The 22,408-nt window shown below is 54.8% G+C and carries 19 protein-coding genes; 8 read left to right on the forward strand and 11 right to left on the reverse strand.

What is annotated here, in order from left to right; genetic code table 11:
• Positions 1-93 precede the first annotated feature (93 nt).
• The 3 genes from HV041_RS14100 (at position 94) to HV041_RS14110 (ending at position 2,983) form a co-directional block, all read left to right on the forward strand.
• Positions 94-1,035 carry a LysR family transcriptional regulator gene (locus HV041_RS14100; RefSeq protein WP_048212320.1) on the forward strand — a complete coding sequence of 314 codons (942 nt, stop codon included), beginning with the start codon at positions 94-96 and terminating at the stop codon, positions 1,033-1,035.
• Between the two features lie 122 nt (positions 1,036-1,157).
• On the forward strand, positions 1,158-2,381 hold the full coding sequence (locus tag HV041_RS14105; protein ID WP_165712215.1) for a phosphoadenosine phosphosulfate reductase: 1,224 nt from the start codon (positions 1,158-1,160) through the stop codon (positions 2,379-2,381).
• The gene (locus HV041_RS14110; protein WP_048212322.1) at positions 2,366-2,983 is read left to right on the forward strand and encodes a ParB/RepB/Spo0J family partition protein; all 618 of its coding nucleotides are present in this window, start codon (positions 2,366-2,368) and stop codon (positions 2,981-2,983) included. Before HV041_RS14105 ends, HV041_RS14110 begins: the two co-directional genes overlap by 16 nt.
• A 13-nt stretch (positions 2,984-2,996) precedes the next feature.
• Here the strand turns inward: HV041_RS14110 and HV041_RS14115 are convergent, their stop codons facing one another.
• Positions 2,997-4,157 (reverse strand): pyridoxal phosphate-dependent aminotransferase, encoded by a 1,161-nt coding sequence (locus tag HV041_RS14115; protein WP_121584349.1) that lies wholly within the window; start codon positions 4,155-4,157, stop codon positions 2,997-2,999.
• Positions 4,158-4,289: 132 nt separating this feature from the next.
• On the opposite strand from HV041_RS14115, the gene HV041_RS14120 reads away from it, so the two are divergent.
• Positions 4,290-5,378 (forward strand): oxidoreductase, encoded by a 1,089-nt coding sequence (locus HV041_RS14120; RefSeq protein WP_182294234.1) that lies wholly within the window; start codon positions 4,290-4,292, stop codon positions 5,376-5,378.
• 98 nt (positions 5,379-5,476) lie between these two features.
• On the opposite strand, the gene HV041_RS14125 is transcribed toward HV041_RS14120, so the two are convergent.
• The 7 genes from HV041_RS14125 to entC form a co-directional block, all read right to left on the reverse strand.
• Positions 5,477-5,674, reverse strand: a complete 198-nt coding sequence (locus HV041_RS14125; RefSeq protein ID WP_003022064.1) for a YbdD/YjiX family protein — start codon at positions 5,672-5,674, stop codon at positions 5,477-5,479.
• A gap of 63 nt (positions 5,675-5,737) precedes the next feature.
• On the reverse strand, positions 5,738-7,843 hold the full coding sequence (gene cstA / locus HV041_RS14130; RefSeq protein WP_016152202.1) for a pyruvate/proton symporter CstA: 2,106 nt from the start codon (positions 7,841-7,843) through the stop codon (positions 5,738-5,740).
• A 184-nt stretch (positions 7,844-8,027) separates the two neighbouring features.
• Positions 8,028-8,441, reverse strand: a complete 414-nt coding sequence (gene entH / locus HV041_RS14135; protein ID WP_048212612.1) for a proofreading thioesterase EntH — start codon at positions 8,439-8,441, stop codon at positions 8,028-8,030.
• Between the two features lie 2 nt (positions 8,442-8,443).
• Positions 8,444-9,199: a 2,3-dihydro-2,3-dihydroxybenzoate dehydrogenase EntA gene (gene entA / locus HV041_RS14140; protein WP_048212325.1), complete on the reverse strand. Its 756-nt coding sequence runs from the start codon at positions 9,197-9,199 to the stop codon at positions 8,444-8,446.
• Positions 9,199-10,056, reverse strand: a complete 858-nt coding sequence (locus HV041_RS14145; protein ID WP_115600785.1) for an isochorismatase — start codon at positions 10,054-10,056, stop codon at positions 9,199-9,201. Before HV041_RS14145 ends, entA begins: the two co-directional genes overlap by 1 nt.
• A 13-nt stretch (positions 10,057-10,069) precedes the next feature.
• Complete coding sequence (gene entE / locus HV041_RS14150) at positions 10,070-11,680, reverse strand: (2,3-dihydroxybenzoyl)adenylate synthase EntE (RefSeq protein WP_048212327.1); 1,611 nt, start codon at positions 11,678-11,680, stop codon at positions 10,070-10,072.
• Positions 11,681-11,734: 54 nt separating this feature from the next.
• Positions 11,735-12,910, reverse strand: a complete 1,176-nt coding sequence (entC, locus tag HV041_RS14155; RefSeq protein WP_048212328.1) for an isochorismate synthase EntC — start codon at positions 12,908-12,910, stop codon at positions 11,735-11,737.
• Positions 12,911-13,098: 188 nt separating this feature from the next.
• On the opposite strand from entC, the gene fepB reads away from it, so the two are divergent.
• Complete coding sequence (gene fepB / locus HV041_RS14160; RefSeq protein ID WP_048212329.1) at positions 13,099-14,055, forward strand: Fe2+-enterobactin ABC transporter substrate-binding protein; 957 nt, start codon at positions 13,099-13,101, stop codon at positions 14,053-14,055.
• 61 nt (positions 14,056-14,116) lie between these two features.
• Here fepB and entS read toward each other — a convergent pair whose 3' ends face one another.
• Positions 14,117-15,352, reverse strand: coding sequence for an enterobactin transporter EntS (entS, locus tag HV041_RS14165; protein ID WP_061067491.1), 1,236 nt, complete (start codon positions 15,350-15,352; stop codon positions 14,117-14,119).
• A 109-nt stretch (positions 15,353-15,461) separates the two neighbouring features.
• On the opposite strand from entS, the gene fepD reads away from it, so the two are divergent.
• From fepD to fepC, 3 genes are read left to right on the forward strand one after another with little or no spacing between them, the layout of a single operon-like run.
• Positions 15,462-16,469: a Fe(3+)-siderophore ABC transporter permease gene (gene fepD / locus HV041_RS14170; RefSeq protein ID WP_048212331.1), complete on the forward strand. Its 1,008-nt coding sequence runs from the start codon at positions 15,462-15,464 to the stop codon at positions 16,467-16,469.
• A complete protein-coding gene (gene fepG / locus HV041_RS14175; protein ID WP_161958600.1) occupies positions 16,466-17,458 on the forward strand; it encodes an iron-enterobactin ABC transporter permease in 993 nt (330 codons plus the stop codon). The genes fepD and fepG overlap by 4 nt, the downstream gene beginning before the upstream one ends.
• Positions 17,455-18,258, forward strand: coding sequence for an iron-enterobactin ABC transporter ATP-binding protein (gene fepC, locus HV041_RS14180; RefSeq protein ID WP_005123456.1), 804 nt, complete (start codon positions 17,455-17,457; stop codon positions 18,256-18,258). The genes fepG and fepC overlap by 4 nt, the downstream gene beginning before the upstream one ends.
• Before the next feature lie 33 nt (positions 18,259-18,291).
• Here the strand turns inward: fepC and entF are convergent, their stop codons facing one another.
• The gene (gene entF / locus HV041_RS14185) at positions 18,292-22,182 is read right to left on the reverse strand and encodes an enterobactin non-ribosomal peptide synthetase EntF (RefSeq protein WP_121584348.1); all 3,891 of its coding nucleotides are present in this window, start codon (positions 22,180-22,182) and stop codon (positions 18,292-18,294) included.
• Positions 22,179-22,397, reverse strand: a complete 219-nt coding sequence (locus tag HV041_RS14190; RefSeq protein ID WP_061067489.1) for an MbtH family protein — start codon at positions 22,395-22,397, stop codon at positions 22,179-22,181. Before HV041_RS14190 ends, entF begins: the two co-directional genes overlap by 4 nt.
• Positions 22,398-22,408: the final 11 nt, after the last annotated feature.

A 22,408-nucleotide genomic window follows, 5' to 3' on the forward strand; every position in this document is an offset into this window, starting at 1 on the left:
TAAGTTTTACATGTATATGAAACGATAATGCATTACAACTTATACATAACAAAATGAAATATTTCACAACTAAACTAAAACAGGAATTAGCGTATGGCTAACCTTTACGACCTCAAAAAATTCGATCTGAACCTGCTGGTTATTTTCGAGTGTATCTATCAGAATCTGAGCATAAGCAAAGCCGCCGAAACGCTGTTTATTACCCCCTCAGCCGTTAGCCAGTCGCTACAAAGGCTTCGCACTCAATTCAATGATCCTTTGTTTATTCGGGCAGGGAAAGGTATTACGCCTACCGTAACGGCGGTCAATCTACACCATCACCTTGAGAACAATCTCAACAGTCTGGAAGAAACAATAAATATCATGCACAGCTCCAGTCTGAAGAAAAAATTCGTCATTTACAGTCCGCAAATTATCAGCAATGCCTACATAAGTGAGTTAATTAAATCTATCAGGGAAGACAAATATGTTGAAATTGAACATCGTGATATTCTGATAACATCGGAAACCGCTGAAGACTTACTCGCCTACCGTAAAGCGGATGTTGTCATCACGACATCACCGATCGTTAACCGCTCAATTATATGCACCCCATTCAGGACAATTGAGACCGTATTGGTCTGTGGCAAAAACCACCCCAGAATAAATGAAAAAACAACGTTAAATGAAATACTGGAAGAACAGTTTTCGCGGTTTCTCTCTGACGATGCTGGTGTAAAAGAGCACCAGTCGGAAACAAATGCTTTTCTCGCCAATCGTAAAACCGGGTTCTCTAGTGATTCACTAATGTCTATTATCAACATTATATCCATTACAGATATCATTGGTTTCATTCCTAAACCAACCTTTGAATTATATTCGTCATTATTCAATTTAAAGAAAATCAGAACAGATATTAAGCCGCCATCAATAAATCTATTTTTAATGTACAACCGGGCCTCACTTAACAACAAAAACTTTGAGAACTCCATAACAAAAATAAACAAAAAAACCGAAAAAAGCGACATCTCAAAGAACCATACATACACTAAATAAAAAAATATTTTAAATACATTAAGTGAATATATTTAAAGGTTGCACGCTTCGTAAATTGGCATATCTTATTCAAAGTATACATTAGAGATGTTACTCTTTTATTCTTTCAGTATGGACTTGCTATGTCTGTTTACAAAATCCTTCTGAGTCAGAGCGTGCTGGAAGCCGCTCAGGAACGCATTACCTGGACTTTGGAAACACTGCCTCGCGTGTGCGTTTCACTGTCTGGAGGGAAAGACTCCGGGCTCATGATGCATCTCACCGCCACTCTTGCACGCCAGTTACATAAAAAAATAAGCGTATTGTTTATTGACTGGGAAGCCCAGTTCTCTTGTACTATCGACTATGTTGAAGCGCTACGAGAACACTATTCTGACGTTATAGAACGTTTTTATTGGGTAGCAATACCGCTCACCACCCAAAATTCTCTCTCACAATTTCAACCGGAATGGCAGTGTTGGGAACCCAATACACAATGGGTGCGGCAACCACCAGCAGATGCGATTACCGATCCCAGTTTCTTTCATTTCTACCAACCCGGCATGACCTTTGAACAATTCGTTCGTGAGTTCGCTGACTGGTTTTCAGAAAAACGTCCTGCGGCAATGATGGTAGGCATCCGTGCCGACGAGTCATATAACCGTTTTGTCGCCATTGCCCATTCACGTAAGCAACGTTTTGCCGATGACAAACCGTGGACTACCGCCGCACCGGGAGGACACACCTGGTATATCTATCCGGTGTATGACTGGAAAACAGCCGATATATGGACATGGTTTGCGAAAACAAAAATGCCATGCAACCCCCTGTATAACCTGATGTACCAGGCTGGCGTGCCAACACGATATATGCGCATTTGCGAACCCTTTGGCCCGGAACAACGCCAGGGACTGTGGCTGTATCATGTTATTGAGCCACAGCGATGGGCAGCCATGTGCACCCGGGTTAGCGGCGTTAAAAGCGGCGGAATATACGCCGGTCATGACAACCATTTTTACGGCCACCGGAAAATATTAAAACCTGAGCATTTAAGCTGGCAAGCGTACGCCATGCTGCTATTAGACAGCATGCCGCAACAGACCGCAGAGCACTACCGCAACAAAATCGCCGTCTATTTACAGTGGTACAAGAAAAAAGGGATCGATAATATTCCTCAAACCCAGGAAAACGATATTGGTTCTAAAGATATCCCCTCATGGAGACGGATCTGCAAAGTACTGCTGAATAATGACTACTGGTGTCGGGCACTCTCATTCAGTCCCACAAAAATGAAAAACTATCAGCGTTATAACGAACGTATGAAAACCAAACGCCAGGAATGGGGGATCTTATGCAACGACGACTAACTCAGGAACTCACCGGTTTTCTTTCTGGCCTTTCAGAAGAAGAACGAATTGAAGCAATCAATGAATTCAGGATGGCAATCCATAGCGTCAGTCCTTTCCGTGAAGAACCGGTAGACTGCGTTCTGTGGATCAAAAACAGCGCTATTTCGCCAAATGATTACAACCCAAATAACGTTGCGCCGCCGGAGAAAAAGCTACTGCTGAAATCCATTGAAGCCGATGGCTTCACACAACCGATCGTCGTGGTTCAATCAACCCCGGAAGAATATGAAATCGTCGACGGATTCCATCGACATGAAATCGGCAAAAACAAATCATCGCTAAAATCACGCCTGAAAGGTTATCTGCCCGTTGCCTGTCTGCAACGCGGGCGTCATGAGCGCATGGCGGCGACAATCCGCCACAATCGTGCCCGTGGGCGGCATCAAATCCATGCCATGTCGGAAATCGTTCGTGAATTATCACAATTAGGCTGGAGCGAAGAGAAAATCGGTAAAGAACTGGGGATGGATAGCGACGAAGTCTTACGTCTGAAGCAAATCAACGGTCTGCAAGAGTTATTTGCCGACCGTCGATTCTCCAAAGCCTGGACGGTGAAGTAGCGAAATCGCGTCACTACAGCGTAACCAGGCGTTCTGCCGCTGCCAGCAGCGTCGATTCTTGCTTAGCAAAACACAGGCGAATCAGCTTATGTGGGAAAGGATCGGCGCAGAAAACGGACAGCGGTATCGCCGCCACGCCGACCTCTTTAGTCAGCCATTGGCAAAACGCCACATCGTTGAGATCAGAAACAGCACTGTAATCAATCAGCAAAAAGTACGTCCCTTCGCAGGGTAGTATTTCCAGCCGACTGTCACGCAGCGCATTCACCAGCACATCACGTTTTCTCTGATAAAACGCGGGCAGCTCACGGTAGTGCGTCGGATCTTCGCGCAGCATATCCGCCAGCGCCAGTTGTGCCGGCGTGTTGACCGAGAAGGTTAAATACTGATGGACCTTACGTAACTCCGCGCTGATAGCCGGTGGCGCAACACAGTACCCCACTTTCCAGCCCGTCATATGATAGGTTTTGCCAAATGATGAAACGGCAACTGCGCGCGCCCTTAGTTGCGGATGCGCCAGCACGCTGGCATGCCCATGCGTGGCAAAACAGATATGCTCGTAGACTTCGTCACTGACAACATAAATCTCATGCCGGTTAATAGCCTGCCATAACGCCTCAAAGTCCGCCTTCTGCCATACCGTAGCCGAGGGGTTATGCGGTGTATTTAGGATCACCAGCCGGGTGCGGTCACTGATTAGCGCAGCAAATTCCTGCCAGTCGACGCGAAAAGACGGCGGTTGCAGCGCGATGCGTTTAACCTCGCCGCCGGATAATTCGATCGCGGGCGCATAGCTGTCGTAGCTCGGGTCAAAACAGATCACCTCATCGCCAGGCCGTACCAGTGCCGTGATCGCGGCGTACAATGCTTCCGTTGCCCCCGCAGTAACGGTCACTTCGCTATTTGCGTCGGGTCTATAGCCGTACAACTGCGCGGTTTTATCCGCAATGGCCTCTCGCAGCGGCTGTACGCCCGTCATCGGCGCATACTGGTTTGCGCCATGCGCGACGTGATACGCCAGACGTTCTTGTAAAAAGAGTGGACCATCAAAATCAGGAAATCCCTGCGAGAGGTTAATGGCCTGGTGCTGCTGCGCCAGCGCGCTCATTTGCGTGAAAATAGTGGTGCCCAGATTAGGCAGTTTGCTTTGCGGAATCAGCGGGTTATTACTCATTATTGTTATCCCAGCGTGTAATGTTGTGGTTGAAGCCACTATAGCACGATGCTAGTATTTGGCAATCAAGACGTTCAGACGTCTATATAAAAATAACCTGCCTGGACAGGACAGCCAAAAGGACAACACAACATGAGTAATACCGAGATTCGCGTCGTCACCGGCCCGGCTAACTATTTTTCCCATCGCGGCAGCCTGTCGAGACTCAACGATTTTTTCACAAAGGATCAACTCTCACGCGCCGTCTGGGTATATGGTGAGCGCGCCATCAATGCAGCCCGGCCTTATCTGCCAGAGGCCTTTCATCTTGCCGAGGCTAAGCGCCTACTGTTTACGGGACATTGCAGCGAAACCGATGTTACTCAACTGGCAAAAGAGTCGGGAGAGAATCACAGCGTGGTGATTGGCGTGGGTGGAGGAACATTGCTCGACACCGCTAAAGCGTTGGCCCGTCGTCTGGATTTGCCGTTTGTCGGTATTCCTACGATTGCGGCGACCTGCGCTGCCTGGACGCCGCTGTCCGTGTGGTACAACGATGCAGGTCAGGCGCTGCATTTTGAAATTTTCCCTGATGCCAATTTCCTCGTGCTGGTCGAACCCGAGATCGTTCTCAATGCGCCAGAGGAATATCTACTGGCAGGTATCGGCGACACGCTAGCGAAGTGGTACGAGGCCGTCGTACTTGCGCCTCAGCCGGAAAACCTGCCATTAACTGTTCGTCTGGGTATCAATGCCGCACAGACGATCCGCGACATCCTACTGGAAAGCAGCGAGCAGGCGCTGGCAGATAAGCAGCGTGGTGAACTGACCCGTGCGTTTTGCGACGTGGTGGATGCGATCATTGCTGGCGGTGGTATGGTTGGTGGTCTGGGCGAGCGCTACACCCGCGTGGCGGCGGCGCATTCTGTTCACAATGGCCTGACCGTCCTCCCACAAACAGAGAAGTTTTTACATGGCACTAAAGTGGCGTACGGCATCCTGGTGCAGAGTGCGTTGTTGGGACAAGATGCTGTGCTGGCGCAGTTAATCACCGCCTATCAGCGCTTCAACCTGCCAACCCGATTAGCTCAACTGGACGTGGATATCAATAATCGCGCAGAAATCGATAAAGTGATTGCGCACACCCTGCGCCCGGTGGAGTCCATTCACGCCCTGCCGGTAACGTTAACGTCGGAGACACTGCGCGCAGCATTCGAAAAGGTAGAGTCGTTTACGGTATGACTATGGTGCAGGTTGCCTGATGGCGGCTTCGCCTTTTCAGGCCTACGGTCAAAGCATTGTTGTAGGCCGGATAAGCGTTAACGCCATCCGGCAAAAAATCAACAGCACTTCGCGCCGCCTTTGCCCCCATATCGCGCATCCTGGCGCTCGCGGAAAAACTCTTCGTAGGTCATTGGCGTTTGGTCCGGATGCGTGACGCGCATATGTTCAACATAGTTGTCGTAATCCGGCACACCGATCATTAACCGGGCGGTTTGACCTAAATACTTCCCGGCTTTGGCGAGTGTTTCAAACATAGTGATTCCCTGTCGTACAAACGCCCTCCCCGTTCAGGAGAGGGCTCATTGGTTAAGAGAATATTAGTGCGCGCCTTTCGCCTGCGCCACGATCTCTTCGACATTCTCAGGCATCGGCTCGTACGGCGTCTCTTTCGACGTTGGTTTGTCCTCTTTCAACGCTGCCAGCGCAGTTTTGATGGAGAACAGACCCAGCACCACAACGACTACCATGAAGAAGATGGTGAGACCCGCATCCAGGCGGTTGTTAAACACCAACTGCGTCAGCTGCGACTGGGTGTACTGCGCCGGAATGTTACCGCTGTCGATCATCGCCTGGAATTTGTTGGCGATAGCCAGGAAGCCGATTTTCGCATCCGGGCTAAACGCTTTCTGCCAGCCAGCGGTCAGGGTACAAATCAGCAGCCAGGCGGTTGGCACCAGCGCCACCCATGCGTAGCGCTGGCGTTTCATCTTGAATAGCACCACCGCACAGAGCATCAACGCCATACCGGCCAGCATCTGGTTGGCGATACCAAACAGCGGCCACAGGGTGTTAATACCGCCCAATGGATCCACCACGCCCTGGTGCAGGAAGTAACCCCAGGCCAGTACGCACAGCGCCGTCGCCAACAGGTTCGCTGGCAGCGAATCGGTACGTTTCAGCCCTGGTGACACCACGCCCAGCAGATCCTGCAGCATAAAGCGCGCGGCGCGCGTACCGGCGTCTACTGCCGTCAGAATAAACAGGGCTTCAAACAGAATGGCGAAGTGATACCAGAATGCCACATCCATCATGCCACCCAGCGCACCGTGCAGAATATACGCCATGCCCACCGCCAGCGTCGGCGCGCCGCCTGCGCGGGAGATAATGGATTGTTCGCCGACATCGTTCGCGATCTGATGCAGCGTATCAGGCGTGATAACAAAGCCCCAGCTGCTCACGACCTGTGCCGCTGACGCAACCACATCGGTGGTTCCGGCAGGTGCCAGTACCGCCATCGGGCTGTTCATCGCAAAGTAGACGCCCGGATCGATAACACAGGCCGCTACCAGCGCCATAATGGCGACAAAGGATTCCATCAGCATCCCGCCATAGCCGATAAAACAGGCCTGACCTTCATTCGCCAGCATCTTCGGCGTGGTGCCGGAGGCAATCAGCGCGTGGAAACCAGAGACTGCGCCGCAGGCGATGGTAATAAACAGGAACGGGAACAGGTTACCGCTCCAGACCGGGCCGGTACCGTCAACAAACTTGGTCAACGCAGGCATGGTCAGCGTCGGGCGCATGATCAGGATCCCTACCGCCAGACCCACAATGGTACCGATTTTCAGGAAGGTAGAAAGGTAATCGCGCGGTGCCAGCAGCAGCCAGACCGGCAGCACGGCAGCCACGAAACCGTAGCCCACCAGCATCCAGGTCAGCTGTACACCGGTAAAGTCAAAATAAGGGGCCCAGGTAGGACTCTCCGCCACCCAGCCACCGGAAATAATGGCAAATACCAGGAACACCAGACCGATGACCGACACTTCGCCAATGCGACCCGGGCGCAGATAACGCAGGTAAATCCCCATAAAAATCGCCAGCGGGATAGTGAACGCTACGGTGTAAGTTCCCCACGGGCTGTGGGTTAGCGCTTTCACGACAATCATCGCCAGTACCGCGAGGATAATCACCATGATCATAAAACAGGCCACCAGCGCAATGACGCCTGCCGTTGGGCCCATCTCTTCTTTCACCAGTTCGCCAAGGGAACGACCATCGCGACGGGTAGAAACAAACAGCACCATAAAGTCCTGCACCGCGCCGGCCAGCACTACCCCGGCGAGCAGCCAGATCATCCCTGGCAGATAGCCCATTTGCGCCGCCAGCACCGGTCCAACTAACGGACCCGCTCCGGCAATCGCTGCAAAATGGTGACCAAACAGTACTTTTTTATCGGTGGGAACATAGTCCAGACCGTCGTTATGACGCACGGCTGGCGTCATACGCGTCGGGTCCAGCGCCAGTACATTTTTCGCGATGTACAGGCCATAGAAACGGTAAGCGATAAGGTAGACACAGACCGACGCCACGACTATCCACAACGCGTTGATCTGTTCACCACGGTTTAATGCGATATAGCCGAGGGCAAATGCTCCCATTACGGAGAGCACTGTCCAGACGAGGTACTTCCCTGATTTATTCATAGTTGTTATCCGTTGTCCTATCCAGAGAGATGTTACATTTTGTTTCTATAACATCTTTTCTGGATTTAACAACCTGACAACCATGCAAACCCGAAGTATCACTGAGTATTTACATTGCATTGTTAACTAGATCACTTCATTTACCTGTTAACCCTGCAATTTCATTTTACTTTGCCGGGTGACTTCACCCCATCACCGCCGTGCCTAAACGGCAGGTGCAGCAGCGCCGCCCCTGTTCATCAAAGATGACGATTTCCCAGCTTTGATTCTGTCGCCCAAGATACAACGGCTGGCACACACCGCGCACTTTCCCCTGCGATACTGCGCGGTGATGCGTGGCGTTCAACTCAGTTCCCACCACACACTGCCCGTCTCGAGTCATCAGATAACCCGCCATTGACCCCAACGTTTCCGCCAGAGCCGCCGACGCGCCGCCGTGCAGCAAACCAAACGGCTGATGCGTACGCTCATCCACCGGCATTTCGGCTTCCAGCACATCATCACTCAGTCGGGTATAAACCATGCCCAGATGCGCCACCATGGTGTTCTGACTGGTGGCATTCAGTTCATCCAGCGTTAAATGACGTTTCCAGATCATCGTCATGCCCCCAACGTGGAGCCGCCGTCCACCACAATATCCTGCAACGTAATGTGGCTGGCCAGATCGGAGGCGAGGAATAAAATCGTGTTGGCGATCTCCTGCGGCCGGGCGATTTTCCCCAACGGAATGCCGAGCTTAAACTGCTCGCCAAACCCTCGAATACGCTGCTGTTCCGCATCATCACTGACCCACAACGTACGCTGCATGTCGGTATCGGTCGAGCCTGGCGAAACCACATTGCAGCGCACGCCGCTGCCCGCCAGTTCAAGTCCCACGGTTAGCGCCAGGCTTTTCAGCGCGGCTTTTGACGCCCCATAAGCACTCATGCCGATACGCGGCGTGTGCGCCGCATCCGATGCGACGGTGACAATTGCCCCGCCCCGCTGGCGACGAAACTGCGCCATCGTCTGCTGAAACAAATTGAATGCTCCGCCCACGTTGACGGCAAAGGTTTGCTGCCAGTCCTCCACGCTCAGCGCGTCGGTTGGTCCCATACGCAGGATCCCTGCGGCGTTCACCAGTATGTCGAGACGCCCGGTATTCGCCAGCAAACGCTCGCATACCTGCGCCACCTGCTGCGCGTTCGCCACGTCCATCACCTCAGTGGCAAAGGGATACTCTGCCAGCGCGAACTCGCGGTCGAAGCCCGTAACCTGTGCCCCGGCATCAACAAACGCCAGCGCCGTGGTGTAGCCAATGCCTTTTCCCGCGCCGGTTATCCAGACGGTTTTCCCTGTGAAGTCAAATCCGGCCATCACTTCACCTCGCGGGAGAGCAGCGTCCACCAGGCGTCAATGGTCGGTTTTTTCGCCAGCATCACAAAGTCGATATCGCCATGCACTTTCCGCCAACGAGCCGCCAGCGCCATCATACGTACTGAGTCCAGACCGTAATCGATTAAGTTTTCGTCATCCATTGGCTCTTCAGACTCATCGAGTAGCGGCAGAATCACGCTGCGCAGCGCATCTTTACTGTCCGGAACAGGTGTCGGCAGTAACTCCTGGGTCATCACCACGCGACCGGAACGCCCCGCCACGTATTTCAGTGACATCAGGTGTTCATCACGGCTAAAGTCTGCCAGCGCATCTGCGACCATAAACGGCTTAATATCACGCATGAAGGCATCAGTCGCGGTGGTCATGCAGCCAATATGCGCATACACGCCGGTGATGATCAGCTGGTTACGTCCAGTGTCTCTTAGCATCTGCTCCAGCGGTGAACGATGAAACGCGCTGTAACGCCATTTAACCAGAATGGTATCCGCTTCGTCCGGTGCCAGCGCATCGACGATTTTTTGCTGTTCAGGCGAGCGCGTCAGGCCGGGTCCCCACATATCGTTCAACAACGCACGGTCTTCATCGCTTTGTTCTTTCGGCTGCGCAGTGTAATAGACCGGAATATTATGTGCTTTACAGTACTGACGCAGCGCGGCGATGTTGGCCACTACCTGTTCCATCATCGGGCAGTTCTCGCCCCAAAAGCCGATAAAATAGTCCTGCATGTCGTGGATTAGCAGCGCGGCGCGTTCTGGTTCAAATGCCCAGTCAACTTTATTTGCCGGAACATCAAGCGCCGTTGGCAGCGCATAAGCCTGCAGTTTAGGGATTGCCATTTCTTCTTCTCCTTCAGGCCGGTGAACGTGATGCCAGCCACTGACGTAATTGTTTTTTATCCACTTTGCCTACCGGGGTCAGCGGCAATGACTCAACGCACTCGACACGGTCCGGCAATTTGAATTCCGCCACGCCCTGTTCGCGCAGAAAACGACGCACCTGTACCGCGCGCAGCGGCTCTTTCACCACCAGGCAGGCGCAGCTTTTCTCGCCCATCAGTTCGTCATCCACACTGACCAATGCCGCATGAATCACCGCCGGATGGCGCAGTAACAAGTTTTCGATTTCTTCGGCAGCGATCTTCTCCCCGCCGCGGTTAATCTGATCTTTCTCGCGCCCCTGCACGGTGATGTAACCATCCCGATCGATGGCGATCAGATCACCAGAGCAATAGAATCCGTTAGCATCAAACGCGCTGGCATTGTGTTCAGGGCTATTGAAGTAACCCCGGAAGGTGTACGGACCGCGCGTCATCAGGCGTCCGGTCTCGCCCTGTGGTAAAGGATTACCGTCAGCGTCTGCCACCCAAACCTCATCGTCAGGGCACATCGGACGCCCCTGGGTATTGATGATGCGCTCGGGACTGTCGTCCAGACGGGTGTAGTTCACCAGCCCTTCCGCCATACCGAAGACCTGCTGCAACTGGCAGCCTATTTCCGCCGGAATGCGAGCGGCAAGCGAAGCCGAAAGCCGCGCGCCTCCCACCTGCAACAGTTTCAGCGAAGCCAGTTGTGCGTTACTGCCCCACTCCTGAATTGCCTGCAGCCACAGACTCACCGCTGGCGGTACCAACGCCGTAACGTTTACCTGATGCTGTTCAATCAACGGAAAGCACAACGTCGCGCTCGGGTCTGCCGCCAGCACCACTGTTCCACCCGCGAGGAAAACGCCCAGCGCGCCAGGCGAACTCATGGCGTAGTTATGCGCCGCTGGAATAGCGCACAGATAGCGCGTTTCTCCAGTGAAATGGCAAATCTCGTTGCTGCGGCGCACGCTGTAGTAGTAATCATTGTGGGTACGCGGGATCAGCTTTGGCGTCCCGGTCGTGCCGCCGGAAAGCTGGAAATACGCCACTTCATCGGCAGGCGATGGCGTGGCGGTAAACGCCGTTGCGGGTTGGCTTATAGCCGTTTGCAGATTGTGTTCGCCGTCATCATTGAGCAACTGGACCACGCGCACTGAATCGTGTTCGGCAACAAAGGTATTCAGAAACTCGTCGTCACTGAATAACGCATGCTGGCGATCGGCAATCAGTAACACCGGTTTAATTTGCGCTGCGTAGGCGTTGAGTTCGTTACGCTGATGGCTAAACAGTGCCAATACGGGAGCCACGCCCAGTTTGAGCAGTGCGAAGAAAGTGATATACAGCTCAGCCACGTTGCCTAACTGCACCAGTGCGGTCTCGCCGGATTTGATCCCCTGACAACGCAGGCTACAGGCAAGATTATCCGTCACCTGGTTTAACTGGCGGTAGCTAAGATGGCGTTCCCCGTCAATCACCGCCGTCTGGTCGCAATCGGCGTGGCGGGTCAGAATGTCGGTCAGCGGCAAATCCTGCCAGTAGCCTTTTTCACGGTAGCGGCGGGCAAACTCTTCCGGCCAACGGGTGAAAGGAATACTCATTATTGCTCCTTAGAGCCTGTCGATAAGGCCTGAATAGCCTGGTAGACCAGGCGCTTAATGCAGTCCAAAAACATTCAACATGGTGGATAGCTTGGCACCTGTTTCACGCCACTCCGCAATCGGTGACGAGGCGGGTACAATGCCGGCTCCGGCGAAAAAACGTACCTGATTACGCAGCAGTTTCGCACAGCGGATCGTCACGACCCATTCGCCGTTGCCCTGCGAATCACACCAGCCAACAATGCCGCCGAAAAGTTCGCGATCGAACGGCTCCAGTTCGGCGATAAGTTTACGTGCGACCTGATGCGGGAAGCCACTTAGCGCCGGTGTTGGATGCAGCAGACAAGCCAGCGTCAGTGCGTTTTCCTGGGCATTGGCTTTACCTTCAAACGGGGTACCGAGATGCCAGAGCGTGGGCGTGGTGACCAGTTGCGGAGACGAAGGAAGTTGCAACTCACTGCTGCGATCGCGCAGAACCGCTTTCATCGCCTGGGTGACCAGTTCGTGTTCATGGCGATCTTTCTCGGAAGCTAACAGACGGATCCCAGCCTCCCGGTCCAGAACATCGTCCGGTTGGCGACGCGCAGATCCCGCCAACGGCAGCGAACTGAAATGGTCGCCTTCTTTGCGTAACAGCAATTCCGGGCTGGCGCCGATCAGTACACCACCATCGTCGATGGGCACATGGAAGTTGTAGCTTGCCGGGTTTTGCGCTACCAGCCGCTCCAGCAGCGCACCACTGTCGATATTGGCGTCGGCGGTCACATCAATCAGGCGAGACAGCACCACTTTGTCGACTTCCGGGGTTGCCGTCAGCGCCGCTGCTCTGGCGACCATATCTTCGAAAAAATCCTGCTCAGGAATCGATTTACGCTCAACGACATTCAGCGACTGATGGGCAGTAAAGTAACGTGCTGATTGCTGCTTTGCCGTGCGTGAGAAGCTTTGCCATGATTTAGGAATAAACAGCGACGAGGGCTGGCGGGTGTCAAAGGGAATGGCCCCTACCATAATGGGGTTTGCGATGCCCTGCGATTTGGCCTGCGCAAACAGTGCGTGCATTTTCTGTTGGAAAGGGCTGTCTGGTGAATCACCATCAATTGCCGGTTCCGCATAGCGGGCGAAGCATCCTGACGTCGTAAAACTACGATACGGCGACATAAAGAAAAAACTGTCGGGAGCGAGAGTTGCCATAGTCTGCGTTTTTTCCTCGGCCAGTGACGTGTCCATATCATCCTCCATAAAATGATAAAGGCTTTAATAATGATTATCATTTATATTTTCGGTCGCTAACCTAAAAGCAAAGCGTCAGTATGTCAACTCTTGTGGTAACACAATGTGCGACTTAGGCTTGCATCCCTGACGCGTAACAATGAAAATGAGAAGCATTAACCACGTTGATAACAGGAAGCTTATTTGTGAGATTTTCCGCGTTTTACCGCACTGCGCTGTTACTGGTTGGACTCGTTATTTCAGGAATTTCTTTAAGCCATGCCGCTGACTGGCCACGCCAGGTTACCGACAGCCGCGGCACGCACACGCTGGAACATAAGCCACTGCGCATTGTGTCCACCAGCGTCACGCTCACCGGTTCTCTGCTCGCTATTGATGCGCCCATCATTGCCAGCGGTGCCACGACACCGAATAACCGTATTGGTGACGCTCAGGGCTTTTTACGCCAGTGGAGCGACGTCGCCAAAGAACGCAAACTGAGCCGCCTGTATATTGGCGAGCCGAGCGCCGAAGCCGTTGCAGCACAAATGCCGGATCTGATTCTGGTCAGCGCCACCGGGGGAGATTCCGCGCTTGCACTGTACGATCAACTGTCCACCATAGCCCCTACGCTTATCATTAATTACGACGACAAAAGCTGGCAGTCACTGCTGACACAATTAGGTGAAATCACCGGGCAGGAGCAACAGGCAGCGGCGCGTATTGCTGAGTTTGATAAGCAACTGCTCGCGGTAAAGCAACGTATCACCCTGCCGCCACAGCCAGTCAGTGCGCTGGTGTATACCGCAGCCGCACACAGCGCCAACCTGTGGACGCCGGAGTCCGCGCAAGGCAAGCTGATGGAACAGCTCGGTTTCACGCTGGCACCACTACCTGCCGGACTACATACCAGCCAGAGCCAGGGTAAACGTCACGATATTATCCAGCTTGGTGGTGAAAACCTGGCGGCGGGTCTGAATGGCGAAGCGCTGTTCCTGTTTGCAGGCGACAGCAAAGATGCCGATGCGATTTACGCTAATCCACTGCTGGCGCATCTGCCTGCTGTGCAAAACAAACGCGTTTATGCGCTGGGCACGGAAACCTTCCGTCTCGACTACTACAGCGCAACGCTGCTGCTGCAACGTCTGTCGGCTCTGTTTTAATGGTCAGTGCCGGATGCGGCTAACGCCTTATCCGGCCTACAATCCGTAGAGCATAACGCGATCAGACATTCACGGGAACTTGCCGGAATCGGCGCACTTCTCCCAACAACAGCAGCAGTAAAAGACCGACAATCACCAACCCAAACCCACTGACGCTTGCCGAGGCCGCAGGCGTCATCATCGCCCCCAGCCCCCCTAACAGCGCCGCGCCAATCGCATCGCCGGTGACGTTCTGTGCGGTCCACAAACCGTTAATTCGCCCGAGCATCGCTTCCGGCGTCTGCGTCTGTAACAGGGTGTACTGCAACAAAGAACTGACCGCACTCAGCCAGCCAAACAGCGCCAGACAAACCACACCAAGCTGCCAGACCGGCATCAAGCCAAACAGACCGATAGCCAGGAAAGAGGCCACAGTTGATGCCAGCATAATCAGACCCGGACGCACGCTGTGTGCCAGTTGCCCACTGGTTAAAGCCCCGATGGCCGCGCCCAGGGGAATAGCCGCATACAGTAACCCAATCTGTGCGCTCGACATCTGCCAGTTTATCGCCAGCGCCGGATACAGCACGCGCACGGCGCTCGCCATGGTCAACAGACCGCCAAGCAGCGCAATGCCGCCAATCAGCGGGCTGGCAAGCAGAAAGCGAAATGCTGCCAGCAGCGATTTCAGAGGATGCTCGCGCGGCTGCGGCGGAGGCGGTAATGCGGGAAGGCTCAACAACGGCAGCAAGGTAATAAATGTACCCGCCGCCGCCAGGCCGTAGTTCCAGGCCACGCCACCGGTCGCCAGCAACACCCCACCAAGCATTGGCGAAATCACCGATCCCAGACGCACAGTCAGCATGGTAATCGCCCCGGCCTGCATCAGATTTTCACGCCCGACCAGCGCCGGCGTCGCCGCCAGCAACGCAGTGACACCCAGCGAGGCGAAAAAGCCATCCCATAAACCAAGAACATAGATAGCCAGCAACGACGGTTCGGGCAGCAGCGCGTTCAGACACAGGCCAATAAAACCGATCCCACAGGTTCCGCGAGCCAGCAGGATCACCTTTTTGCGCTCATAGCGATCGGCCAGTACGCCGCCCACCATCAGACCAATAAACATGGCGCTCCCGGTCAGCGTAACCGACAAACCGACCTGCCAGGTCGACTGCGTCATCATCTGGATCTGTACCGGGACCGCAACCCCCAATAGCCCCAGAGAGACAATGGAAATAAAACGGGCGAGGAAGACGGCGCGAAATGCAGGATGGGTCTTTAACAGGCTGAGATTAAGCAGCCAGGATTGTCGATTCATTACAGAGCCTTACCAGGTACTTTTTCAATATCCATTCAATGGCTGCACATGCTAACATATCCAAATAAGATCGATAACGATAATTACTATCATTATCAGGGAAGTTGATATGTCATGCTCTATTTCCGTGACACGCGCCTTCGCCGTGCCCGGACTGTTGTTACTACTTGTTCTCACCACGGCATTAAGTCTGGTTATTGGCGCAAAGTCGCTGCCCACCTCCGTGGTATTTGATGCACTCACCGGCAGTTGTCAAAGCGCCGATTGCACCATCGTGCTGGACGCGCGACTCCCGCGTACGCTGGCAGGGCTCCTCGCAGGTGGTGCACTGGGCCTGGCGGGTGCGCTGATGCAAACGCTCACGCGAAACCCTCTCGCCGATCCCGGTATTCTGGGCGTCAACTCTGGTGCCAGCTTTGCTATTGTGCTGGGGGCCGCACTGTTCGGCTTCTCCTCTGCGCAAGAACAACTGCTGATGGCTTTTGCCGGTGCGCTGGTCGCATCGCTGATCGTGGCATTTACCGGCAGTCAGGGCGGCGGGCAGCTCAGCCCGGTACGTCTGACATTGGCCGGTGTTGCGCTGGGTGCTGTTCTGGAAGGATTATCCACAGGCATCGCCCTGCTCAACCCGGACGTCTACGACCAGTTGCGTTTCTGGCAAGCCGGTTCACTGGATATCCGCAGCCTGCAGACGCTGAAAGTCGTGCTGATCCCGGTCCTGATGGCCGGTGCTGTCGCGCTGTTCCTCAGCCGTGCTCTGAATAGCCTCAGTCTGGGAAGCGACACCGCAACGGCGTTGGGGAGCAAAGTTGCGCGTACCCAGTTTATTGGCCTGTTGGTGATTACCGTACTGTGCGGAAGTGCGACCGCCATCGTCGGCCCTATCGCCTTTATCGGCCTGATGATGCCGCATATGGCACGCTGGCTGGTGGGCGCAGATCATCGCTGGTCGCTGCCCGTCACTCTGCTGGCCACCCCTTCTCTGCTGTTGATTGCCGATATCATCGGTCGTCTGATTGTGCCCGGCGAGCTGCGCGTCTCGGTCGTCAGCGCGTTTATCGGCGCGCCGGTGCTTATCTTTCTGGTACGCCGTAAATCGCGCGGGGGTGGCGCATGATGCACCTCTCCCGTCGCCTGATTGTCAGTTGTCTGCTGCTGGTCGTCGGTTGCCTGGCCGTTGGATTGTGGAGCCTGCGTAGCGGTGCCGTTATGCTCGAGACCCCGCAAATTATTGCCGCCCTGTTCGGTGATGCACCGCGTAGCATTACGCTGGTGGTGACCGAGTGGCGATTACCACGCGTGTTGATGGCGCTGCTGATTGGCGCGGCGCTGGGCGTTAGCGGCGCGATATTCCAGTCATTGATGCGTAACCCGCTGGGTAGCCCGGACGTGATGGGCTTCAATACCGGTGCCTGGAGCGGCGTACTGGTGGCAATGGTGCTGTTTGGTCAGCATCTTACCGCCATCGCGCTGGCGGCAATGCTCGGTGGGATCCTGACTTCGCTGGTGGTCTGGTCGCTGGCCTGGCGCAACGGCATCGACACCTTCCGGCTGATCATCATCGGGATCGGCATTCGCGCTATGCTGGTAGCCTTCAACACCTGGCTGCTGCTGAAGGCGTCCTTAGAAACCGCGCTGACCGCCGGGCTGTGGAACGCCGGATCGCTCAACGGTCTGACCTGGGCGAAGACCTGGCCTTCTGCGCCGCTAATTATCGTGATGCTGGGGTGCGCCGCGCTGTTGGTACGCCGCCTGCGTTTACTGGAAATGGGTGATGACAGCGCCTGCGCGCTTGGAGTCAGCGTAGAGCGTTCACGTTTAATGATGATGCTGGTCGCCGTGGTGTTGACCGCTGCGGCCACCGCGCTGGCAGGACCTATCTCGTTTATTGCCCTGGTTGCCCCACACATCGCGCGTCGGCTTAGCGGCACGGCACGTTGGGGATTAACGCAGTCGGCGCTGTGCGGCGCCCTGCTACTGCTGATGGCCGATTTATGCGCTCAGCAGCTATTTATGCCTTATCAGCTTCCGGTTGGCGTTGTCACCGTAAGCCTCGGCGGTATTTACCTTATCGTCTTGTTAATTCAGGAGTCCCGCAAAAAATGACCGAATCAGTAGCCCGTTTGCGTGGCGACCAGTTAACGCTGGGTTATGGCAAGTTTACCGTGGCAGAAAACCTTAATGTCTCGATCCCCGATGGTCACTTCACTGCCATTATTGGCCCCAACGGTTGTGGAAAGTCCACGCTGCTACGTACATTGAGTCGTCTGATGACGCCCGCGCACGGCAAAGTCTGGCTCGATGGCGAACATATTCAACATTACCCCAGTAAAGAGGTCGCACGCAGAATTGGTCTGCTGGCGCAAAATGCCACCACGCCGGGCGATATTACCGTGCAGGAGCTGGTTGCTCGTGGGCGTTATCCACATCAACCTTTATTTACCCGCTGGCGTAAAGAAGATGAAATCGCGGTAACCCACGCGATGCAGGCCACGGGGATCACACATCTGGCGGCGCAAAGTGTGGATACCCTCTCCGGCGGTCAACGCCAACGCGCGTGGATAGCGATGGTACTGGCACAAGAAACGTCGATTATGCTGCTCGACGAACCGACCACCTGGCTGGATATCAGCCATCAGATTGATCTGCTGGAGCTGTTGAGTGAGCTAAACCGGGAGAAAGGTTACACGCTGGCCGCCGTTCTGCACGACCTGAATCAGGCGTGTCGCTATGCCACCCATCTGATTGCACTTCGTGATGGAAAGATCGTCGCCGAGGGTGCGCCGAAAGAGATTGTCACGGCAGAGCTCATTGAAAAAATCTATGGGCTACGGTGTATGATTATCGACGATCCGGTTGCCGGAACGCCGTTAGTGGTTCCGTTAGGACGCACTGCAAACAGGTAAATCGCGCCACCTCCGCAGAGGTGGCGAGTCTATTTATTGGATATCGTTGAGCAAGTCACGCATGACTGGCCCAATCTTCTCGAAAGCCATTGGCGTAATGATATCAACGTGCGCGCAGTCCTGGCGATAAATATCCAGACTGGAAATCCACGGCGACCAACTGCGTTCCGGGCTGACTCCTGGCGGTAACGTGCGTTCAGCAACAAACAGCGTCGCGTGTCCCGCAAAAGGTACGCTATGTGCCGTACTCAGCAGTCGAACCGCATCGGCGTAGTTACCTTCAATGGCGCTAAACAATGCGTCGGATGCATTGCCCTGCTGAGCAGTCAGAAACGCCTCCCGCTCACGATCAATTTCCGCCAACACTTCCGGGTCGAGTCCATTGGCCTCTTTTTCCGACCAATTTTGCGTTTCCGGCGGCCAGGTATCCAGCAGGCCGAGAAACGCGACCGTTTCTCCACGCGCGTGTAATCGGGCAGCAATGCCCTGCGCCAGCGTACCGCCCAACGAGTACCCAATCAGATAATAAGGTCCATGAGGTTGCTGACGAAGTAACGTTGCCAGGTGCTGTTCGCACACCGCATCCAGGTTTTCTGCTGTCTGCATCGGGCCATCCGGTCGCGGTGACTGGATACCCATAATCGACCACTGTGGAGGAAGATAGCGTGACAACACGCTAAACTGCCAGGCGAAACCCGATGCCGGATGGAAGCAGAACAACACAGGACCATCGCTTTCACGCAGCGGCAGCAGCGTTTCAAATCCCAGCCGTTGCGACTGCTCGTCATCATTGCTATCCAGCAATGCGCTGAGCTGTTCGACGGTCGAGGCCACCATAATCTGCCCAGGCGTTACCTGGCGCGCAAAAATGCGGCTCAACTGCGCGGCCAGCTTCATCGCCAGCAGCGAATGCCCGCCAAGCGCAAAGAAATCCGCTTCAACATCATTGATCTCGCAGCCCAGCAAGGCCGTGAACGCCTGAGCAATAGTGGTTTCAGTCCCTGCTCGCGGCGCCCGCCCTTCCTGACGTGACGTCAGTTGTGGCATTGGTAACGCTTTACGATCCAGCTTGCCGTTGGCGCTGAGCGGGAGCTCCGCCAGTTGCAGCAGCACTGTCGGTACCATATGTGCAGGCAGGGTTGCGCGCAGACTCTCGCGCAATGCCGAAATATCCAGCGGTAAACCCGATTGTGACACCAGATAGCCCACTAACTGGCGCGCATCGCCGCCTGTCGCTACCGCCTGATTGAATACGCAGGCATGGGCAACAGCATGCTCCACATCTGGTAGTTGCTGCATCACCCGATCAATCTCGCCCAGTTCAATACGCTGCCCACGAATTTTTAGCTGGTCATCACTGCGCCCAAGATATTCCACCGCACCATTTTCCAGCCAGCGCGCCACGTCTCCGGTACGATACATACGTTCGCCTGGGCTAAAGGGATCGGCAACAAAACGGCTCGCCGTCAGATCCGGACGCCCCAGATAACCTTGCGCCAGTTGGATCCCTGTCAGGTACAGGTCACCGGCGACACCAATGGGCACTGGACGCATCATGGCATCGAGGATCCGCAAACCGGTGTTCCAGACCGGATAGCCGATGGGTACGCTGTTGCCGGTTACGGCAGCGAGCGCTTCCCCCCAGGCTGGATACCAGCTTACATCTACCGCCGCCTCGGTTGGCCCATACAAATTGTGCAGCGGCGCGTGGGTCAGTTGCTCCCATTCGCGGCACAATTCTGCCGGCAGCGCTTCACCGCTACAAAACACCTGTTTCAACGTGGAGCAGCTTTCCCGCGCCGTTTCTGGCGTCAGTGAGCTCACAAATGCCGCCAGCATCGACGGTACAAAGTGCGTTGTCGTCACCCCAAACGTCGCGAAGAACTGTTGCATCGCCAGCGGGTCACGATGTGCCTCTGGTTCAGCCATCACCAGTTTTGCGCCGGCAATGAAAGGCCAGAAAAATTCCCAGACCGAAACATCAAAACTGCATGGCGTTTTTTGCGCCACCACATCGTCGGCCGTCAGCGGATAGTGATTCTGCATCCATAGCAGACGGTTAACGATTGCGGTTTGCCCCACCATCACTCCTTTTGGTCTGCCCGTCGATCCGGAGGTGAAGATGATATAGGCCGTATGATTTGGTCGTGATAAAGCGAATGGTGTGTCATCTTGCTCTGGCAGCGGAGCGGTGTAGCACAGGCTTTCCAGCCCAGGGATACCGCTAAAACGAACCCGTTGTTCATCAGTGGTGATAAGCAACGTAGGTTTGGCGTCTTCCAGCATCATCCGCAGACGATCGTCCGGATATCCGGTATCCAGCGGTAACCAGGCTGCCCCCGCTTCGACGATGCCGTGCAGCGCCAGCGTCAGGAAAACGGAGCGCGGTAAGGCAACCGCCACGCTGTCCCCCGGGCGCACACCGCGTTCGCGCAGCAGTTTTGCCAGTGCCACCACCTGCTGACGCATTTCGCGATAGCTAAACTGATAGCGGGCATCGGCCAGCGCCGGGGCATCCGGTGTTTTATCGGCCTGTTGCGCCACCAGCGCGCTCAGAGTAGTGGACGGGATCTCCACGCTCGTGTCGTTAATCTTCGCCAGCCGCTCATGTTCTGTCGGCAACAACATTTCGGCGTCGCCGCAGCATAGCGACGGATTGTCGGCAAACTGCTCGATAAGCGCGATTAAACGCGAGGCATGCTGCGCCAACGTAGCGGCGTCATATCGCTGCTTATTCGCCAGAATTTCAATGCTCAGCCCACCGTTTTCATCCGGGAACAGCGCCAGCTCCAGATCGTTCACCGGTCCTGTCGCCAGCGTATGGGTGTGCGCCTGTACGCCGGGAATATTCAGCTGATAATCGAATATTTTCACGTTCAGTACCGGGCCAAACAGTGGCTCAGCCCCGGCCGCACGCCCGCTGTCACGGACAATTTGTTCGGCATCATAGCGCTGATGTCGGCGCATTTTCTTCATCTGCCCGGCCAGCCGTTGCGCAAGCGCAGGGAGACTTTCTGCTGCATCAAGTCTCACGCCAAAGGGCAGGACATTTAACACCGGTCCGGTAGCGGTAAGCGCAGCTGATCCCATACGGCGCATAAAGATAAACCCTGCAGCATAGTCCATTCGGCTGCATAAACGACCGAGCCACAATGCAACCAGCGCCAGCGCCAGATCCGCACGCTGAACATCTGGCATACGTGACGCAAGCTGGCGGAATGAACCTTCAGGTGCAGTTAACTTCATGCGAATAATATCCGCGCTGGCTGAGCGACCTGGCAGCGGTTTGTTCGACAATGAAGCCGGCGGCGGCAGTTGTTGGCGTTGCTCAGCCCAGAATGCGCTATCACGTTGCCAGGCATCGCTTTGACGATACTGTTGATACTCTTCCACGACCTCGGCAAACGGCGTAAATGGCGAGGCTGGCGTGGATTCACCGCGCAGCCACGCTGTGTAAATTGCAGCAATCTGGCGAGTAATAGCCGGGAAACTAAAGCCATCAACCAGTAAGTGATGATAGCGCTGATACCAGTACCAGCGTTTATCTCCCACCTGAATGAGCAGATGGAAGACCAGCGGCTTGCCACCGTCAGCGCGCAGATCCTGTTGCAGATCCGCCCGCATCAACGCACGTGCCGCCTCGTGCGGACTGGATTCATTGCGTAAATCGAGAATGTCAGGTTCAGCAAAGGTGAGCGTAGGATCAACCCATTGCCAGATTTCACCGTTATCCTCAGTGAACTGCATCCGCAGGGTATCCGCATGCTCCAGACCGGCCACGACTGCCTTTGCCAGCAGTGGTGCATTCAGTTCACCGGTTAATTCGACATAGTGTGCAACGCTCCACGCCGAGGGCAATGTGGAGAGCTTTTCTGCCATCCAGATCCCCGGCTGGGCCGCAACTAAAGGTAAGCGCTGAGTCATTGCGCCTCCTGTACATCGACATAGTTCGCTGGCGTCAGCGTGGTCCAGTTCGCATCCAGCCATTGCTGGCAGACTTCCTGCGACTGCGGTTCGCACACAACCGTCCAGCCAGCAGGAAGTGAGCACTGCTGAGGCCAAAGGCTGAATTGACGTTGTGGGTTTTGCAGAATGTAAAACTGTCCCTGCGGGTTATCGAAGGGGTTACTGAATTCCATACTCAACTCCT

The sequence above is a fragment of the Citrobacter sp. RHBSTW-00029 genome (genome assembly GCF_014104295.1).
Lineage (GTDB): Bacteria > Pseudomonadota > Gammaproteobacteria > Enterobacterales > Enterobacteriaceae > Citrobacter > Citrobacter youngae.

Bases quoted from the DNA above. Each gene is read 5' to 3' on its own strand.
- HV041_RS14100 (WP_048212320.1), top strand. From the start codon at position 94: ATGGCTAACCTTTACGACCTCAAAAAATTCGATCTGAACCTGCTGGTT.
- HV041_RS14145 (WP_115600785.1), bottom strand. From the start codon at position 10,056: ATGGCAATCCCTAAACTGCAGGCTTATGCGCTGCCAACGGCGCTTGAT.
- HV041_RS14110 (WP_048212322.1), top strand. From the start codon at position 2,366: ATGCAACGACGACTAACTCAGGAACTCACCGGTTTTCTTTCTGGCCTT.
- HV041_RS14105 (WP_165712215.1), top strand. From the start codon at position 1,158: ATGTCTGTTTACAAAATCCTTCTGAGTCAGAGCGTGCTGGAAGCCGCT.
- entC (WP_048212328.1), bottom strand. From the start codon at position 12,910: ATGGACACGTCACTGGCCGAGGAAAAAACGCAGACTATGGCAACTCTC.
- HV041_RS14115 (WP_121584349.1), bottom strand. From the start codon at position 4,157: ATGAGTAATAACCCGCTGATTCCGCAAAGCAAACTGCCTAATCTGGGC.
- cstA (WP_016152202.1), bottom strand. From the start codon at position 7,843: ATGAATAAATCAGGGAAGTACCTCGTCTGGACAGTGCTCTCCGTAATG.
- entS (WP_061067491.1), bottom strand. From the start codon at position 15,352: ATGAATCGACAATCCTGGCTGCTTAATCTCAGCCTGTTAAAGACCCAT.
- HV041_RS14190 (WP_061067489.1), bottom strand. From the start codon at position 22,397: ATGGAATTCAGTAACCCCTTCGATAACCCGCAGGGACAGTTTTACATT.
- HV041_RS14120 (WP_182294234.1), top strand. From the start codon at position 4,290: ATGAGTAATACCGAGATTCGCGTCGTCACCGGCCCGGCTAACTATTTT.
- entF (WP_121584348.1), bottom strand. From the start codon at position 22,182: ATGACTCAGCGCTTACCTTTAGTTGCGGCCCAGCCGGGGATCTGGATG.
- entH (WP_048212612.1), bottom strand. From the start codon at position 8,441: ATGATCTGGAAACGTCATTTAACGCTGGATGAACTGAATGCCACCAGT.
- entE (WP_048212327.1), bottom strand. From the start codon at position 11,680: ATGAGTATTCCTTTCACCCGTTGGCCGGAAGAGTTTGCCCGCCGCTAC.
- fepC (WP_005123456.1), top strand. From the start codon at position 17,455: ATGACCGAATCAGTAGCCCGTTTGCGTGGCGACCAGTTAACGCTGGGT.
- entA (WP_048212325.1), bottom strand. From the start codon at position 9,199: ATGGCCGGATTTGACTTCACAGGGAAAACCGTCTGGATAACCGGCGCG.
- HV041_RS14125 (WP_003022064.1), bottom strand. From the start codon at position 5,674: ATGTTTGAAACACTCGCCAAAGCCGGGAAGTATTTAGGTCAAACCGCC.
- fepD (WP_048212331.1), top strand. From the start codon at position 15,462: ATGTCATGCTCTATTTCCGTGACACGCGCCTTCGCCGTGCCCGGACTG.
- fepG (WP_161958600.1), top strand. From the start codon at position 16,466: ATGATGCACCTCTCCCGTCGCCTGATTGTCAGTTGTCTGCTGCTGGTC.